General features: G+C 72.1%; 20 protein-coding genes and 1 pseudogene. 11 read left to right on the top strand and 10 right to left on the bottom strand.

Features of this window, described 5'->3' with window-relative positions:
• Window positions 1-348: 348 nt before the first annotated feature.
• Both OO60_RS22255 and soxR read right to left on the bottom strand, forming a co-directional pair.
• Complete coding sequence (locus tag OO60_RS22255) at window positions 349-882, bottom strand: RNA 2'-phosphotransferase (RefSeq protein WP_004559618.1); 534 nt, start codon at window positions 880-882, stop codon at window positions 349-351.
• Between the two features lie 34 nt (window positions 883-916).
• Window positions 917-1,378 carry a redox-sensitive transcriptional activator SoxR gene (gene soxR / locus OO60_RS22250; protein WP_033261979.1) on the bottom strand — a complete coding sequence of 154 codons (462 nt, stop codon included), beginning with the start codon at window positions 1,376-1,378 and terminating at the stop codon, window positions 917-919.
• A gap of 52 nt (window positions 1,379-1,430) precedes the next feature.
• On the opposite strand from soxR, the gene OO60_RS22245 reads away from it, so the two are divergent.
• Genes OO60_RS22245 through OO60_RS22235 form a run of 3 tightly spaced genes read left to right on the top strand, consistent with a single transcriptional unit; the run spans window position 1,431 to window position 3,505 of the window.
• Entirely contained in the window at window positions 1,431-2,123 is a 693-nt protein-coding gene (locus tag OO60_RS22245) for a thiamine pyrophosphate-dependent enzyme (RefSeq protein ID WP_004559622.1), read from the top strand.
• Between the two features lie 5 nt (window positions 2,124-2,128).
• Window positions 2,129-3,019: a transketolase family protein gene (locus tag OO60_RS22240; protein WP_033262037.1), complete on the top strand. Its 891-nt coding sequence runs from the start codon at window positions 2,129-2,131 to the stop codon at window positions 3,017-3,019.
• A 60-nt stretch (window positions 3,020-3,079) separates the two neighbouring features.
• Window positions 3,080-3,505, top strand: coding sequence for an NUDIX hydrolase (locus OO60_RS22235; protein ID WP_004559624.1), 426 nt, complete (start codon window positions 3,080-3,082; stop codon window positions 3,503-3,505).
• Here the strand turns inward: OO60_RS22235 and OO60_RS22230 are convergent.
• The 3 genes from OO60_RS22230 to OO60_RS47195 are packed head-to-tail and all read right to left on the bottom strand — an operon-like array spanning window position 3,491 to window position 5,472.
• The gene (locus OO60_RS22230; protein ID WP_004559626.1) at window positions 3,491-4,036 is read right to left on the bottom strand and encodes an NIPSNAP family protein; all 546 of its coding nucleotides are present in this window, start codon (window positions 4,034-4,036) and stop codon (window positions 3,491-3,493) included. The two genes, OO60_RS22235 and OO60_RS22230, sit on opposite strands and share 15 nt — an antisense overlap.
• A gap of 38 nt (window positions 4,037-4,074) precedes the next feature.
• Window positions 4,075-5,247, bottom strand: coding sequence for an acyl-CoA dehydrogenase family protein (locus OO60_RS22225; protein ID WP_033261977.1), 1,173 nt, complete (start codon window positions 5,245-5,247; stop codon window positions 4,075-4,077).
• A 48-nt stretch (window positions 5,248-5,295) separates the two neighbouring features.
• Window positions 5,296-5,472 (bottom strand): hypothetical protein, encoded by a 177-nt coding sequence (locus tag OO60_RS47195; RefSeq protein ID WP_167346732.1) that lies wholly within the window; start codon window positions 5,470-5,472, stop codon window positions 5,296-5,298.
• 170 nt (window positions 5,473-5,642) lie between these two features.
• Between OO60_RS47195 and OO60_RS22220 the strand changes: the two genes are divergently transcribed.
• The 3 genes from OO60_RS22220 to priA are packed head-to-tail and all read left to right on the top strand — an operon-like array spanning window position 5,643 to window position 7,930.
• Window positions 5,643-6,506 carry a hypothetical protein gene (locus OO60_RS22220; protein WP_004559630.1) on the top strand — a complete coding sequence of 288 codons (864 nt, stop codon included), beginning with the start codon at window positions 5,643-5,645 and terminating at the stop codon, window positions 6,504-6,506.
• Window positions 6,507-6,538: 32 nt separating this feature from the next.
• Window positions 6,539-7,156 carry an imidazole glycerol phosphate synthase subunit HisH gene (gene hisH, locus OO60_RS22215; RefSeq protein ID WP_033261976.1) on the top strand — a complete coding sequence of 206 codons (618 nt, stop codon included), beginning with the start codon at window positions 6,539-6,541 and terminating at the stop codon, window positions 7,154-7,156.
• Between the two features lie 36 nt (window positions 7,157-7,192).
• On the top strand, window positions 7,193-7,930 hold the full coding sequence (priA, locus tag OO60_RS22210; RefSeq protein WP_004559632.1) for a bifunctional 1-(5-phosphoribosyl)-5-((5-phosphoribosylamino)methylideneamino)imidazole-4-carboxamide isomerase/phosphoribosylanthranilate isomerase PriA: 738 nt from the start codon (window positions 7,193-7,195) through the stop codon (window positions 7,928-7,930).
• Here priA and OO60_RS22205 read toward each other — a convergent pair.
• Window positions 7,927-8,667: an SDR family oxidoreductase gene (locus tag OO60_RS22205; RefSeq protein WP_033261975.1), complete on the bottom strand. Its 741-nt coding sequence runs from the start codon at window positions 8,665-8,667 to the stop codon at window positions 7,927-7,929. The genes priA and OO60_RS22205 overlap by 4 nt on opposite strands.
• Before the next feature lie 80 nt (window positions 8,668-8,747).
• On the opposite strand from OO60_RS22205, the gene OO60_RS22200 reads away from it, so the two are divergent.
• The 4 genes from OO60_RS22200 to OO60_RS22185 all read left to right on the top strand — a co-directional run bounded on the left by OO60_RS22200 (window position 8,748) and on the right by OO60_RS22185 (window position 11,032).
• Complete coding sequence (locus tag OO60_RS22200) at window positions 8,748-9,305, top strand: TetR/AcrR family transcriptional regulator (protein WP_004562180.1); 558 nt, start codon at window positions 8,748-8,750, stop codon at window positions 9,303-9,305.
• 207 nt (window positions 9,306-9,512) lie between these two features.
• The gene (locus OO60_RS22195) at window positions 9,513-10,106 is read left to right on the top strand and encodes a TetR/AcrR family transcriptional regulator (protein ID WP_033261974.1); all 594 of its coding nucleotides are present in this window, start codon (window positions 9,513-9,515) and stop codon (window positions 10,104-10,106) included.
• A 56-nt stretch (window positions 10,107-10,162) separates the two neighbouring features.
• Window positions 10,163-10,504, top strand: coding sequence for a DUF1330 domain-containing protein (locus OO60_RS22190; protein WP_033261973.1), 342 nt, complete (start codon window positions 10,163-10,165; stop codon window positions 10,502-10,504).
• 51 nt (window positions 10,505-10,555) lie between these two features.
• Window positions 10,556-11,032 carry a GNAT family N-acetyltransferase gene (locus OO60_RS22185; protein WP_033261972.1) on the top strand — a complete coding sequence of 159 codons (477 nt, stop codon included), beginning with the start codon at window positions 10,556-10,558 and terminating at the stop codon, window positions 11,030-11,032.
• Here OO60_RS22185 and OO60_RS22180 read toward each other — a convergent pair.
• On the bottom strand, window positions 11,016-11,402 hold the full coding sequence (locus OO60_RS22180) for a PPOX class F420-dependent oxidoreductase (RefSeq protein WP_004562184.1): 387 nt from the start codon (window positions 11,400-11,402) through the stop codon (window positions 11,016-11,018). The two genes, OO60_RS22185 and OO60_RS22180, sit on opposite strands and share 17 nt — an antisense overlap.
• Window positions 11,403-11,536: 134 nt before the next feature.
• Here OO60_RS22180 and OO60_RS22175 point away from each other — a divergent pair, with 134 nt between their 5' ends.
• Window positions 11,537-12,475 (top strand): hypothetical protein, encoded by a 939-nt coding sequence (locus tag OO60_RS22175; RefSeq protein ID WP_004562185.1) that lies wholly within the window; start codon window positions 11,537-11,539, stop codon window positions 12,473-12,475.
• Here the strand turns inward: OO60_RS22175 and OO60_RS22170 are convergent.
• The 3 genes and pseudogenes from OO60_RS22170 to OO60_RS48440 form a co-directional block, all read right to left on the bottom strand.
• A complete protein-coding gene (locus tag OO60_RS22170) occupies window positions 12,465-13,442 on the bottom strand; it encodes a hypothetical protein (RefSeq protein ID WP_033261971.1) in 978 nt (325 codons plus the stop codon). The genes OO60_RS22175 and OO60_RS22170 overlap by 11 nt on opposite strands.
• A complete protein-coding gene (locus tag OO60_RS22165) occupies window positions 13,439-13,936 on the bottom strand; it encodes an RNA polymerase sigma factor (RefSeq protein WP_004561856.1) in 498 nt (165 codons plus the stop codon). The genes OO60_RS22170 and OO60_RS22165 overlap by 4 nt, the downstream gene beginning before the upstream one ends.
• Window positions 13,937-14,132: 196 nt before the next feature.
• Window positions 14,133-14,273 (bottom strand): annotated as a pseudogene (locus OO60_RS48440) (phytase); the annotation flags it as partial.
• Window positions 14,274-14,363: the final 90 nt, after the last annotated feature.

The raw sequence follows: 14,363 nt of genomic DNA, 5'->3' as shown, positions 1-14,363 counted from the left end.
CAATCACGCGAGATGCCCCGCTGATCACGCGAGATACGCGCCCAATCACACGAGTTCCGGCTTCGATCACGCGAGTCGCGCGTACTTGCACGGCCGACTCGCGTACCTGGGCGGACGACTCGCGTACCTGGGCGGACGACTCGCGTACCTGTGCGGACGACTCGCGTACCTGTGCGGACGACTCGCGTACCTGGACGGACGACTCGCGTACCTAGGCGGCCGGTTTGCGTACCTGGACGGTCGGTTCGCGTGATCGGGGGCGGGACTCGTGTGATTGGGGGCGGGACTCGCGTGATTGCGGGGGCATCTCGCGTGACTGGCGGGGCATCTCGCGTGATTGGTGGGGTTTCAGGGGGTGGGGGAGAGGTAGGGCGGGGGGACTGAGGCCGTCAGCCAGACTCCGTTGGCGCTTACCTGGAAGGTGTGGCCGTCCGTGGCCATGGCGGCCGCGTCGACTCGGAGGATTACCGGTTTGCCGCGGCGGGCGCCCACCGTCCGGGCCGTTTCCGCCGTGGCCGACAGGTGGACCGCGTGGCGGTTCATCGGGCGGAGACCCTCGTGGAAGATCGCGTCGAGGGATGCTGCCACCGTGCCGTGGTACAAAACCGCCGGCGGTGTGGCGTCCGGCAGGCCGAGGTCGACCGGCACGCTGTGGCCCTGGCTCGCGCGGATGCGCGTTCCCGTTTCGTCGTACGCGAAGCGGCGCTTGTTGTTCTTCTCCACCACTTCGTCGAGTTGTGCGCGGGTGATCGAGAGCGCGCGCACCAGCTGGTCGACCGGCACCCAGCCGCCGGGGGCGAGGGTCAGGCCGAGGGCGCCCGGGTCGTGGCGCAGGTGGCGCGCCAGCCGCTTCGAGATGCGGATCAGTTCCTTGTCGTTCATCGCCTCCCCAGCATCCTCCCCGCCCGCAAGCGGTTTAGGTGCCGCCTTCTGTTGCTGGGCGTAGTTTGCTTGCGCCTGGGCCGAAGCGGGCCAGCTCGTCGTCGTTGTTGTACAACGCGCAGCTTCGCAGGGACAGGCAGCCGCAGCCGACGCAGCCGGTGAGGCGGTCGCGAAGGCGTTGCAGCGCGTCGATCCGGGCGTCGAGCTCGTGCTGCCAGTCGCGGGACAGGCGCGCCCAGTCGGCTTTCGTCGGGGCGTGGTCCGCCGGGAGGGTTCCCAGGGACGAGCTGATGTCCTCGAGCGAAAGCCCGACGCGTTGCGCGGCGCGGATGAACGCGATCCGGCGCAGCACCGAGCGGGGGTAGCGGCGCTGGTTGCCCGCCGACCGCTCCGAACTGATCAGCCCCTTCTCCTCGTAGAACCGCAGTGCCGTGTGCGGAACCCCGCTGCGTTCCGCCACCTGTCCGATGCTGAGATGTTCAGCGAGCCTCGTCACCAGGTCAGGCTATCCTTGACTTCGAGTTTAGTCGAGGTTGCATCGTCGGCTCATGACCACTGTGACCGAACCCGGCTACGCCGATCTGCCGCGGCTGATCGCGCTGATGACCGGCGACGAAAAGCACAGCGCCGCCGCCGAGTCCACTTTGGACGTCATCTGGGTGCTCTACGACCGCGTGCTCGACGTCACGACCGAAAACTTCCGCGAGCCCGGCCGCGACCGCTTCCTCCTCTCCAAGGGACACGGCCCGATGGCGTACTACGCCGTGCTCACCGCGAAGGGGTTCATCGCCGAAGCGGAGCTGCCGACGTGGTCCGACCCGGTGTCGCGCCTCGGCCACCACCCCGACCGGCGCCGCATCCCCGGCGTCGAAATCTCCAGCGGGTCGCTCGGCCACGGCCTGCCGATCGCGTTCGGCACCGCGCTGGGACTGCGGGCCCGCGGGCTGACCCAGGCGAAGGTCGTGACGCTCGTCGGCGACGCCGAACTGGACGAAGGGTCGAACCACGAGGCGATCGTCGTCGCGGCGCGGGCCGGCCTCGGAAACCTGACCACGGTGGTGATCGACAACCAGTCGTCGACGCGCGGCTGGCCGGGCGGGATCGCGCGCCGGTTCGCCGTCGAAGGCTGGGAAACCCGCACGGTGTCCGGCCGCGACCACGACGCGCTGTACGACGCCTTCACCACCGCCCACCCCGGCCGGCCGCTGGCCGTCGTCGCCGTCGTCGAACCGAAGGGCTGACCATGCTGCCGATGCGGGAAGAATTCCTCGCCACCACCGAACGGATCGTCGACGCCGACCCGGACGTCGCGGTCGTGCTGGCCGACATCTCGGCCGCGCAGCTCGCCGGCGCCGCGCGGCGCCACCCGGACCGGGTGATCAACGTCGGTATCCGCGAACAGCTGCTGGTCAGCACGGGCGCGGGCCTGGCGCTGGCCGGGCTGCGGCCGATCGTGCACACCTTCCCGCCGTTCCTCGTGGAGCGCGCGTTCGAGCAGCTCAAGCTCGACTTCTCGCACCAGGACGTGGGCGGCGTCCTGGTGTCGTGGGGAGCGTCGTACGACATGCCGACGGCGGGCCGCACGCACCAGTCCCCGGCGGACGTGGCCCTGATCGATTCCCTGCCGGACTGGACGATCCACGTGCCGGGCCACCCGGCGGAGGCCCGCCGGCTGCTGCTGGAGTCGATCCCGGGCGACGGCCGCGTGTACCTGCGGCTTTCGGCGCAGGAGAACGCTTCCGCGCACCTCGGTGTGGGGTTCACCAGGCTGCGGGAGGGCGCCCGGGGCGTGGTCGTGGCGGTGGGACCGGTGCTGGACCGCGTCCTGCGCGCGACGGCGGGCCTGGACGTAACCGTGCTGTACGCGTCGACGATCCGCCCGTTCGACGGCGCGGCCCTGCGCGCGGCGGTGCTCGACGCCGCTGCGGACGTGGTGCTGGTGGAGCCGTACCTCGCGGGGACGTCGGCGCACTGCGTGGCCGAGGCGCTTTCCGCGGTGCCGCACCGGTTGAAGGCGCTCGGCGTCCGCCGTGACGCCGAGATCCGGTCGTACGGGGACATCGCGGACCACGACCTGGCCCACGGCCTGGACGCGGGCTCCCTGGGGTTGTCGATCAGGGAGTTCCTGGGGGACTAGGAAGGAGCCGCCGGTGCTGGGGGTATCGGCGGCCCGGTGCTCGGACGCTAGCGTGGCGGCATGCCATCGATCCGGCCGATCGTGCTCGCCGTCATCCGGCGAGGGAACGACCTTCTCGTCTTCGAAGCGTATGACGACGTCAAAGACCAGACCTTCTGCCGCCCGCTCGGGGGCGGGATCGAGTTCGGCGAACGGAGCGAGGACGCCCTCGTCCGCGAGTTCGCCGAGGAGCTCGGCGCCGAAATCGAGGTCAACGCGCTCCTCGGCGTGCTCGAGAACGTCTTCACCTGGCGCGACCGGCCGGGGCACGAGATCACCTTCCTGTACGAAGCCGAGTTCGTCGACGAAAGCCGTTACCGGCTGGCGGAAATGAAGATCCTCGACGATCCCGCCACCGCCCGGTGGGTCGATCTCGCCGAGTTCCGGGACGGCCGCCGGACCCTGTACCCCCAGGGCCTCGTCGAGCTCCTTTCACCGGAGCAATGACCTCGAAGTCGGTTCCAGCTCCACCGAAGCGGCCGACACCGGCGTCCGGCTGAACCACACCGCGAACGGGCCGTCCGTGCGGACCGGCAGCTGCGGGAACGTGTTCTCCGACGGCTCCGTCTCGAACGCCGCGAACACCGGACCGGGCGGCGGCGCGGGCGGCGAAACCGTCACGTACACGCCCTCGCCCGGAGGGGGCGCGGTGAGGCTGCCGGCCACCGGGCGCAGCAGCAGGACGTTGTCCGAGTCGATCATCGTCGCGTTCGCCGCCGACCGGTGCTCCCGCCACACCGGCCCGAAGTAGAACTCTTCGAGCGCCGCCTTGCGGGACGCCATCGAGCGGAACCCGCGCAGCCACACGAACTCGTCCGGGGCCGCGCGCGACCGGAACAGCCCGAACAGGTGTGCGCCCGCCGCTTCCTGCGGCTCGACGAACTCGCGTTCGAACAGCTCGATCAGCTCGTCGCGGCGGCCCGGGTGCAGAATGTAGCGCCGCAGTTCCAGCACGGTTTCGCAGTCGGAGAAGGTCATGCCGCCGAAGCTAGCGGGCACCACCGACAAAAACCGGATCAGCGGAAGGCCGCGAGCCCCGTGATCGCCTGACCGAGTGACAGCGCGTGCATCTCCTCGGTGCCTTCGTACGTCAGCACCGTCTCGAGGTTCGCCATGTGCCGCATCACCGGGTACTCCAGCGAAATCCCGTTCGCGCCGAGCATCGACCGCGCGGTGCGGGCCACGTCCAGCGCCGACCGGACGTTCGCCAGCTTCCCGAAGCTGACGTGGTTGTGGTGCAGGGCGCCGGTGTCCTTCAGCCGCCCGATCTGCAGCGCCACCAGGCCCGCGCGGTTGACCTCCACCAGCAGGTCGGCGAGCTTGCGCTGGGTCAGCTGGAACCCGGCGAGCGGCTTGCCGAACTGCGACCGCGACAGCGTGTACTCCAGCGCGGCTTCGTAGCACGCGCGCGCCGCGCCGACCACGCCGAACAGGATTCCGTAGCGGGCTTCGTTCAGGCACGACAGCGGTCCGCGCAGCCCGCGGACCTCGGGGAACGCCGCCGACGACGGCAACCGCACGCCGTCCAGGACCAGTTCCGCGGTCAGCGACGCCCGCAGCGACAGCTTGTGCTTGACCTCGTTCGCGGTGAAGCCCGGCGCCGACGTCGGGACGACGAAACCGCGGATCCCGTCGTCGGTCTGCGCCCAGACGACCGCGACGTCGGCGACGGTTCCGTTGGTGATCCACATCTTCGTGCCCGAGAGGACCCAGTCCGCCCCGTCGCGCACCGCGCGCGTCCGCATCGAGCCCGGGTCGCTGCCCGCGTCCGGCTCGGTCAGCCCGAAGCAGCCCAGTGCGTCGCCGGTGGCCATCCGCGGCAGCCACTCCTGCCGCTGCTCCTCGCTGCCCCACCGGTGGATCGCGTACATCGCCAGCGAACCCTGCACCGACACGAAGCTGCGCAGCCCCGAGTCGACGGCCTCCAGCTCGCGGCACGCGATGCCGTAGGCGACGGCGCTGGTGCCGGCGCAGCCGTAGCCCTCCAGGTGCATGCCGAGCAGGCCGAGCGAGCCGAAGCCCTTCGCCAGTTCCGCGGCCGGGAGCGCGCCCGTTTCGTACCAGTCGGCGACGTGGCCGAGCAGGTGGTCCTTCGCGTACGCGCGCACCGCGTCGCGGATCGCGCGTTCCTCTTCGGCGAGCCCGGCGTCGAGGTCCAAGAAGTCGTGTGGATCAGGGGTGCTGCTCATGAGGGCTCCCGGGGGACGCGTCGGTGCGGCCTCCGCAGGAAACCACAGTCAGGCGTCTGTACTCCGCGTGGCGTTCGTCACGCGGGCAGCAGACGCGCTGGGCGTGTACCGCGGACGGACCTGCTGGCGGGGGATCAGCAGCTCGCTGAACTGCGGGAACGGCACGCTCTCGATGTCGTCACGCCAGGCGTGCAGCATCTGGGACAGCAGGTCGTCCTCAGTCATCTTCGCCTCCTGGCGTCCGGTCGTGCCGGGCTTGAGCCACACGATCGGGTGACTTGATACCCGGCGAGCGGGACGCTCAAACGGCCTTCGCCAAGATTCTTTCGGCCGGCGCCCCGTCCGTGGAAGAATCGCCTCGCCGCCGCCAAGGCCTCAACTCCCGAGGAGCGCACATGCGCGCACTGCGGACGGCAAGTCTGCTCGCCCTCACCACCGCCACCCTGCTCGCCGCCGCCGGCGTCGCCACCGCGCACGGCACCCGCTGGCAGCAGGTCGGCCACACCACCGCCGAGAACCGGATCAGCGGCGAGGGCCTCACCACCCTCCGGCTGCCGGGGCACGCCCCCGAGCTCGTCTACCGCAACGGCGCCACCATCCCGCAGCCGCTCAAGGACGAGGGCTGGGGCCACGTCGGCGACCCGGACTCGCTGCGCGGCTACGTCTTCGACGTCTACCAGGACACCCGCACCCCGACGCCGTCGACGAAGATGTACCTGGTCACCCGGCCCGACGGGACGACGACGGAGTTCGTCCACCCGCTGCTGGCCGACGAGCCGGCGGCGAACGCGAACGCCCAGGTCGCGGCCACCCCCGACGGGCAGTGGCTGGTCTCGGGCCCGCTCGGCGAGATCGACCGCCTCTACGTTTCGCCGACGCCCTTCCTCAACCCGCGCGGCCCGAAGGTGGCCGGCGACCTCCCGGTCGCCGCCCGCATCCACCTCGACCACCACATCCGCAGCGCCCAGGGCTGCGACTTCACCGGCGCGACGACGCTGATCTGCGCCACCAGCGACCCGTACAACGACCTGTACCCGACCAACCTGCAGCTCCTGCAGATCGACCTCGCGCGCCCGCTGACCGGCCGCGACGTCACCGCGCGGGTGCACGAGATCGGCCAGGTCCCGCTGGTCAGCACGTGCACGGGCACCTTCACGCCGGAAGGCGTCGACTACGACGCCGGCGTGCTGCGGGTGGAGGTCGTGCCGCCGTCGCCGTGCAACACGGTGACGGACGTCTATTCGTTCGAGCGCCGCTGAGCGCGGCGGCTACGCTGGGTGGCGTGTCTCGTGTGGTGATCCTCGACTACGGTTCCGGCAACCTCCGCTCCGCCGAACGCGCTGTGGCGCGCGCCGGGGCCGACGTCGAGGTCACCGCCGACCCCCATGCCGCGATCGAAGCCGACGGCCTGGTCGTGCCGGGTGTCGGCGCGTACTCCGCCTGCATGGCGGGGCTGCTGGACGTGCACGGGCACCGGATCATCGGCAAGCGCCTCGCCGGCGGCCGCCCGGTGCTCGGCATCTGCGTCGGCATGCAGATCCTCTTCGCCCGCGGCGTCGAGCACGGCGACGAGACCGAAGGCACCGGGGAGTGGCCCGGCGTCGTCGACCGGCTGCACGCCGACGTCCTGCCCCACATGGGCTGGAACACGGTGCGCGCGCCCGCGGATTCGCAGCTGTTCGCCGGGCTCGACCCGGAGGAGCGGTTCTACTTCGTGCACTCCTACGCGGCGCGGAAGTGGGAGCTCGACGGCCTGCCCGGGCAGGAGCCGAAGGTCACCTGGGCTCACCACGGCGAGGACTTCGTCGCCGCGGTGGAGAACGGGCCGCTGTGGGCGACGCAGTTCCACCCGGAGAAGTCCGGCGACGCCGGGGCGCAGCTGCTGCGCAACTGGCTGGCGACCCTCTGACCGGGTGATCGGGGTCTCCGCCCTAGAGTTACCGGCGTGACTTTCACGCTGCTTCCCGCCGTTGATGTGGCCGATGGCCAGGCCGTGCGACTCGTCCAGGGCGAGGCCGGCACCGAGACCTCCTACGGGAGCCCGCTCGAAGCCGCGTTCGCCTGGCAGCGGGACGGGGCCGAGTGGATCCACCTGGTCGACCTCGACGCCGCCTTCGGGAAGGGCAGCAACCGGGAGCTGCTCGCCGAGGTCGTCGGCAAGCTCGACGTCCAGGTCGAGCTCTCCGGCGGGATCCGCGACGACGCGTCGCTGAAGGCCGCGCTGGCCACCGGGGCGCGCCGGGTCAACCTCGGCACCGCGGCGCTCGAAGACCCGGAGTGGACCGCCCGGGTCATCGGCGAGTACGGCGACCGCGTCGCGATCGGCCTCGACGTCCGGATCACCGAGGCCGGCCACCGGCTGTCCGCCCGCGGCTGGACCTCCGACGGCGGCGACCTGTGGGACGTCCTCGAGCGGCTCGACCGCGACGGTGCCTCCCGGTACGTCGTCACCGACGTCAGCAAGGACGGCACCCTGCGCGGCCCGAACCTCGACCTGCTGCGTGACGTCGTCGCCCGCACCGACGCGCCGGTGATCGCGTCCGGCGGGGTGTCGAGCGTGGCCGACCTCGTCGCGCTGGCGGGCCTGGCGTCCGACGGCGTCGAGGGGTCCATCGTCGGCAAGGCGCTCTACGCCGGCGCGTTCACGCTGCCGGAGGCCCTCGCGGCGGTCGCGCAGGTCTAACCCTGCCGGGTGGGCCGGATGGTGAGGTCGCCGATCTCGACGTCGTCCGGCTGCTCGACGGCGAACGCGATCGCCCGCGCCACGGCGGCGGGATCGATGCCGAGCGCCGCCATCGCCTCCTGCACCTGCGCGCGCTGCGTGGGGTCCTCGACGTGGTCGACCAGCTCGGTGCGCACGAACCCCGGCGAGATGGCGGTCGTGCGCAGGACGCCGTCGGTCGACTCCTGCCGCAGCGCCTCCAGCAGCGTGCGCACGGCGTTCTTGGTCCCCGCGTAGACGGCCTGGGCCGGGACGATCTTCAGTCCCGACGTCGAGACGGTCGTGACGAAGTGCCCGCGGCCCTGCGCGCGGAACACCGGCAGCGCGGCGGCGATCCCGTGCAGCACGCCGCGGAGGTTGACGTCGATCATCGCGTCCCAGTCGTCGACGTCGAGGGCGCTCACCGGCGCGATCCGGGCGACACCGGCGTTGGCCACCAGGACGTCGAGCCGGCCGAAGCGGTCGACGGCGAGGGTGACGAGCCGCTCGGGATCGGCGCGGCGGGTCACGTCGACGTCCAGCAGTTCGGCGCGGCCGCCGTCGGCGCGGATCCGCGCCGCGAGCGCTTCGAGCCGGTCGGTGCGCCGGGCGCCCAGCACGACGGCCGCGCCGCGGCTCGCCAGCTCCACGGCCGTCGCCTCGCCGATCCCGCTGCTCGCGCCGGTGATCGCGACGACCTTGTCCAGTCCGTTCGTCATGGCACTCCTCGCTAAACTGACAACTGTCCGGTTAGCTGCCACCGTACCGGACAGTTGTCCACTTAAGCGAGGAGTGTGCCGTGCCCGGTCGTGAGCGCCGTTCGGACGCCGTCGCCAACCGCGACCGGATCGTCGAGGCTGCCCGCGCCGAGCTGCGCGAATCCAACGGCGCGCCCGAGGACCTGAAGCTGCACCGGGTCGCCAAGGCCGCGGGCGTCGGACAGGGCACGCTCTACCGGCACTTCCCGACGCGCGAGCACCTGCTGGCGGAGGTGTACCGGGCCGAGCTGACCCAGCTCGTCGGCACCGTGGCGCCACTGCTGGCGGAACACTCCCCGCTGGACGCGCTGGCCCGCTGGCTGGACCGGCTCGTCGAGTACGCGCGCGTCAAGCGCGGTGTCATGGCGGCGATCGAGGTGCCGGCCTGGCAGGACCTCCACTCCGGCCAGCACCACCGGCTCGACGAGGCGCTCGAAACGCTGCTGGACCGGGGAAAGGCCGCCGGGCAGATCCGCGGCGGCGTCGACGCCGCCGATGTCATCCTGCTCCTCGGGGCGCTCTCGCGGATCCCCGGAGCCGAGTGGGACGAGCGCGCGCCCCGGATCGTGGCGGTGATCGTCGACGGGCTTCGCGCCTAGGCGGGACCTCGGCCGGCGCGGGCTCCGGCAGATCCGCGAGGCGACCCGGCGGCGTTAGGCCAGCACGGCCTGGTGCACCAGCTGCAGAGTGACCCGGCCGGGCACCCGGAGCTGCGCCTGCGGATCCGATGCGGCGACGCGGGCGGCACTGGCGTAATACACTCCGATCGTAGTACTTCGCCTGAAGTAGTCCGTGCGGGAGTGACCATGGTGCGACGCAACCCCGAGCGGCGGGCCGCCCTGCTCGACGCCGCGATCGAAGTCCTGGCCGCCGAGGGCGCCCGCGGGCTCACCTTCCGCGCGGTCGACCAGCAGGCCGGTGTTCCGGTGGGCACGGCGTCCAACTACTTCGCCAGCCGTGACGAAATCCTGCGGCACGCGGGGGAGCGGGTCTACGAACGGCTCGTCGACGACGCCGTCCTCGCGGGTGGCCTGGACGGGCCCCGCGACGCCGCTCGCGTCGCCGAGCTGATGCACGAGCTCGTCGACCGCGTCGCCGCGTTCCCGACCGGGTTCCTGGCCCTGCTGGAACTGCGGCTGGAAGCCACCCGGCGGCCCGAGCTGCGGGACCTGCTCACCCGGCGCATCCGGGCGGACGTCGAGTTCAACGTCGGCTACCACGAGAAGGCCGGGCTGCCCGGCGACGGAACGACGGTCGTCCTGCTCTGGCTGGCGCTGAACTGGCTGATCATGGAACGGCTGACCCTGCCGGACCTGTTCACCGGCGAGCAGCGGCACGACCTCGTCACCGCGCTGGTCGAGCGGCTGCTGGCCGGTCAGCCGGCATTACCTCCGGCGTAATCGACGTCATTCCGTCCGTCCGCGAAGATTCCTTTCAGGACAACGAAAGGAACGCCATGACCGCCTACGGAGTAGCCCACCTTCGCCCGCCCGCCGTGCTGTCGGAGGAGGTTTTCGAGTACATGGAACGGATCCAGGCGACGCTCGACCCGCACGGCGGCAAGTTCCTCGTGCACGGCGCGCAGGTGGAGGTCCGGGAAGGCGAGTGGCCCGGCGCCCTGGTGGTCATCGAGTTCCCGAGCCTCGCCGCGGCACGCGAGTGGTACGACTCGCCCGCCTACCGCGAAATCCTGCGGCTGCGCGCGGACCACATCCCCGGCGACCTGATCCTCGTGGACGGCTGCGGCCCGGACCACGACTCGGCCGCACTGGCCGCCGCCCTGCGCGCCGCCGCGTGACGGCGCGAAAAGGGGCTGACAGCCGGGGCCCGGGGTCGTAGGTTGCCCCGGGTGGAGGAGATCGTCACCCAGCTCGAGATGACCGCCGCCGATCAGCTCAACCCCGCGCCCGCCGTCGACGGCGTCGCGGTGCGCGCCGTCCCGCCGGGGCCGCTGATCCGCGAGCTGCACGTCCGGATCGGGACACCCCACCAGTGGCCGAGTGTCACCCGCGGCGACGACGAGTGGGACCGCTGGCTCGCCGACCCGCACCGGCAGTACCGGCTCGTCGAGTACCGCGGCGAGGTCGCCGGCGCCGCGGACTTCGAGCCGCAGCCCGGCGGCGTCGTCGAAATCACCACGTTCGGGCTGGTGCCGGAGTTCGTCGGGAAGGGACTCGGCGGGTACGCGCTCACCCTCGTCGTCGCCGGCGCGTGGGCGCTGCCCGGCACCCGGCGCGTCTGGCTGCACACCTCGACGCTCGACCACCCGAACGCGCTGCCGAACTACCTGCGGCGCGGCTTCCGCGGCTTCAGCCGTCCAGCTTGACGGCGATCCCGACCGTCCGGTCCGCCGGGCCGCGCAGCTTCGAGAAGAACATCGTGACGCGGCCGACGATGCCGTACTTGCGCGCGATCGCCCGCCGGACCCGCTCGGTGTCCGCGGCGTCCAGGAGCCGGGCCTGCCCGGCCACCTTGGCGCCGTGCGTCTTCTGCCCGCGCAGGTCGCACGCCTGGACCTCGACACCGCCGCCGTTGCGGATGCGCTTGACCTTGCCTGCCTTCCGCTCCGACCAGAAGACCAGCTCCCCGCCGTCGCCGGCGACCCAGATCGGCGTCGGCACGGCCCGCCCGTCGCGCCGGAACGTGGTCAGGACGACGTAGCGCTCGGCGGCGAGCCGGTCGGTCTCGGAAGTCATGCGCCCACCGTAGCTGGCCGTGAAATTCGGCTGGGCCTTTCGGCGCCATAACCGCACACGCCCGGCCGAAGCGTTTCAGGCCCCGCACCTGCAACGCTTCATGGGCTGGATCATCCGCACACTGGGAGGCGTCGATGGCGGTCAGACAGCACCTACCGGCTCACCCGCAAGCAGGTTTCTTCGGCGCCGGGCCGTATCCCGCGCGCCGGGCGGCGATCGCGCTGATCGCCGTGCTCGCCGGGTTCGCGCTCACGGCGATCTGGTCGGCGCCGTTCGTCGACTCGGTGATCGGGGACAGCGTCGCGAACGGACTGCTCGGCTACGACGCCAAGGCCACCCCGATCAGCGGTGTCGTCGCCGGGACGCTCTTCGCGTTCGTCTCCGGCCTCGCGGGGTCCTTCACCGCCTGCAACATCGCCGCCTTCGGGGCGGTTGCCCCGCTGGTCGGCGACCAGGCGGGGGAGAAGCGGAACCCGTTCAAGCCGCTCGGCTGGATCGCCGCGGGCATGCTCACCGTGTCGATCGTCTACGGCGTGATCGTCGCGATCGTCGGCACCCGGATGCCGCAGTTCTCCACCGCCCAGACCACCGGGCTGTCGCCGCGCAGCATCCAATCTATGGTCGCCTTCGGCGTCGTCGGCCTGGTCTTCCTGGCGATGGGGCTGATCGCGCTCGGCATCGTCCGCAACCCCTTCGAGAGCTTCACCCGCCGCCACCCGGCTGCGCCGCTGGTGCTGATGGGCGCGCTCATCGGCGGGTTCCTCATCGGACGGCCGTACCCGCTGTTCCGGATCATGTTCCGCAGCGCCGCCGAGCAGCACAACGTGCTCTACGGCGCCGCCGCGTTCGCGCTGCAGTCACTCGGCAACATCGTCGTGATGGCCGTGCTGTTCCTCGTCCTCACCTACGCCACCGGCGGGCGGGTGCAGCGCTGGCTGGCCGCGAAACCGGCCCGGATCGCCACCGTGACCGGCGCCGCGCTGCTCGTCGGCGGCACGTTCACGCTGCTCTACTGGGACGTCCGCGTGCTGGGCAGGCTCGGGTACATCTGGTTCCCGATGGTCAACTGGTAGGCCGCCCGAGCCAGCGGTAGTCGGGTGCCGGGTCGAGCTGGACGCCGTTCGCGACGGCGATCAGCTCGGCCTCCGGCCGCGAACCCGACACCGTCAGCCAGCGCCCGGACGGCAGCCGGGCCGCGACCATCGCGTCCCGCCCGGTCGACGGCGCCACGAAGAACCCCTCGCCGCCGCGGACGGTCACCGGGGCCGCGCCGCTCACCCCCGGGGAAACCGGGCTCACGGCGGCCGACACCGCCGCGACGGACGGCCGGGCCGGATCGGCCGCGGTCAGCACGGTGGCCGCGTCGGCGGGCCCGGTGCCCCGCACCGCGGCCGAACGCTCGGCGAGCCCCGCCGGGAGCGGCCCGAACCGCAGCTCGCCGCGAACGCCCACCGGGTCGGCGGCGACCGCGCCGGCGATCCGCAGGGCAACCTCGCGCGCGTCCGGCACGCCGGCCAGCGAAGCGACCAGCACGTGCTCGTCGTCGGCCAGCCAGGTCAGCTGCGCCGTGTCGCCGGCGCCGGTGACCATCGCGACCCGGCCGTGCACCAGCACCTGGTCCTTGATCGACGCGATCTTGAGCGCGGTCCGCGACCACTCCGGATCGGCGGTCGGGTACGCCTGCAGCGTGATCGAGGCCGGCCCGGCAAACCACCGCCGGACCTGCGGGGTGAGCCCGGGCCCGCCTTCGCGGTACTGCTCGGTGAACCCGTCCGGCAGCCACTCCGGGCCGAACGCGAGCACCGGGCGGCCCGCGGCCGGCTCCAGGTCCGGGCGGGTCAGCAGCTGCGTGCCCGCGACGACGCCGACGACCACCAGGACCACGGCGGCGGCGACCAGGGCCAGCCGGGTCACGGGCCGCCGTTTCCGCCCGGCGTGCGCGAGGGCGTCGCGGACCGCGTGGCCGTCCGGGGCGCGGGCGGCGAGGCGGTCGAGGCTGTCCCGGATCAGCGTCTCGGTGTCGTGCTCGCTGCGCGTCATTCGGGGACTCCGGTGGGGATGGACGTCGGGTGCGGGGCCTGGCGCAGGGTGGCCAGTGCCCGGGAAATCTGGCTGCGCACGGTGGAGACCCCGCAGCGCAGGACCGCGGCGATCTCGGCGTCGGAGTAGCTCTCGTAGTACCGCAGCACGACCGCGGCGCGCTGCTTGCGCGGCAGCGTGGCGAGCAGGCCGAGCATGGCGTCCCGCTCGTCCCAGGCGGCGGCCGGGTCGGCGGCGGGCGGGCTGAGCGCGTCGAGGACGTCGTGGCTGCTCGGCACCATCCGCCGCACGGCGCGGCGCCGCCACGAGAGGTACTCGTTGGTGACCATCCGCCGCACGTAGGTCGGCGGGGCGGCGATGCCGTCCCAGCGCTGCTGGGCGCGCAGCAGCACGTCCTGGACGATGTCCTGCGCCAGGTGCGGGTCGTTCGTCAGGACGGTGGCGTAGCGGAGCAGCCCGTCCAGCCGCTCCGCCACGAACTCTTCGAAGCTCACACGCGTCCCTTCCGTCGATCAAGGGACGCATGAGGAGGCCGTATTGCTGCACGGCCGGGAGTGACTTCCATCGCGGGAGGACGTCCTCCAGCCGGACGAAGGCGAAGCCGGTGGCCGGTCGGTCCCCGGGCGACGGGTGCCGCTCGCGGTCGTGGACGACCAGGAGGCCGTGCGGGAAGCGGCGGCCCAGGTACGCCGTGGAGATCGCCGAGCCGTCGGAGTGCTCGACCGAGTCCGTCCCGCGGCCGGCGACGATCCGCAGGTCACGGACGTGCTCGTCGTGGACGACGAACCGCGAGTCGCCCTGGCTGGAGGCGAACAGCGTGCCGTTCGCCACCGCGAGGCCCTCCGCGTCGGCGGTCAGCCACCGGCCACCGGAGCCGGGGTCGGAGCCGTCCGGGACGCACTCCTCAGATCCCGACGTCCT

Source organism: Amycolatopsis vancoresmycina (assembly GCF_000716785.1).
Classification (GTDB): Bacteria; Actinomycetota; Actinomycetes; order Mycobacteriales; family Pseudonocardiaceae; genus Amycolatopsis; species Amycolatopsis vancoresmycina.
This window is presented reverse-complemented; position numbering and strand designations above follow the sequence as displayed.

Excerpts from the sequence above, each read along its gene's own strand:
- OO60_RS22255 (WP_004559618.1), bottom strand. The coding sequence starts at position 882 with ATGAACGACAAGGAACTGATCCGCATCTCGAAGCGGCTGGCGCGCCAC.
- OO60_RS22245 (WP_004559622.1), top strand. The coding sequence starts at position 1,431 with ATGACCACTGTGACCGAACCCGGCTACGCCGATCTGCCGCGGCTGATC.
- OO60_RS22235 (WP_004559624.1), top strand. The coding sequence starts at position 3,080 with ATGCCATCGATCCGGCCGATCGTGCTCGCCGTCATCCGGCGAGGGAAC.
- OO60_RS22230 (WP_004559626.1), bottom strand. The coding sequence starts at position 4,036 with ATGACCTTCTCCGACTGCGAAACCGTGCTGGAACTGCGGCGCTACATT.
- OO60_RS22225 (WP_033261977.1), bottom strand. The coding sequence starts at position 5,247 with ATGAGCAGCACCCCTGATCCACACGACTTCTTGGACCTCGACGCCGGG.
- OO60_RS47195 (WP_167346732.1), bottom strand. The coding sequence starts at position 5,472 with ATGACTGAGGACGACCTGCTGTCCCAGATGCTGCACGCCTGGCGTGAC.
- OO60_RS22220 (WP_004559630.1), top strand. The coding sequence starts at position 5,643 with ATGCGCGCACTGCGGACGGCAAGTCTGCTCGCCCTCACCACCGCCACC.
- OO60_RS22205 (WP_033261975.1), bottom strand. The coding sequence starts at position 8,667 with ATGACGAACGGACTGGACAAGGTCGTCGCGATCACCGGCGCGAGCAGC.
- OO60_RS22195 (WP_033261974.1), top strand. The coding sequence starts at position 9,513 with ATGGTGCGACGCAACCCCGAGCGGCGGGCCGCCCTGCTCGACGCCGCG.
- OO60_RS22190 (WP_033261973.1), top strand. The coding sequence starts at position 10,163 with ATGACCGCCTACGGAGTAGCCCACCTTCGCCCGCCCGCCGTGCTGTCG.
- OO60_RS22180 (WP_004562184.1), bottom strand. The coding sequence starts at position 11,402 with ATGACTTCCGAGACCGACCGGCTCGCCGCCGAGCGCTACGTCGTCCTG.
- OO60_RS22175 (WP_004562185.1), top strand. The coding sequence starts at position 11,537 with ATGGCGGTCAGACAGCACCTACCGGCTCACCCGCAAGCAGGTTTCTTC.
- OO60_RS22170 (WP_033261971.1), bottom strand. The coding sequence starts at position 13,442 with ATGACGCGCAGCGAGCACGACACCGAGACGCTGATCCGGGACAGCCTC.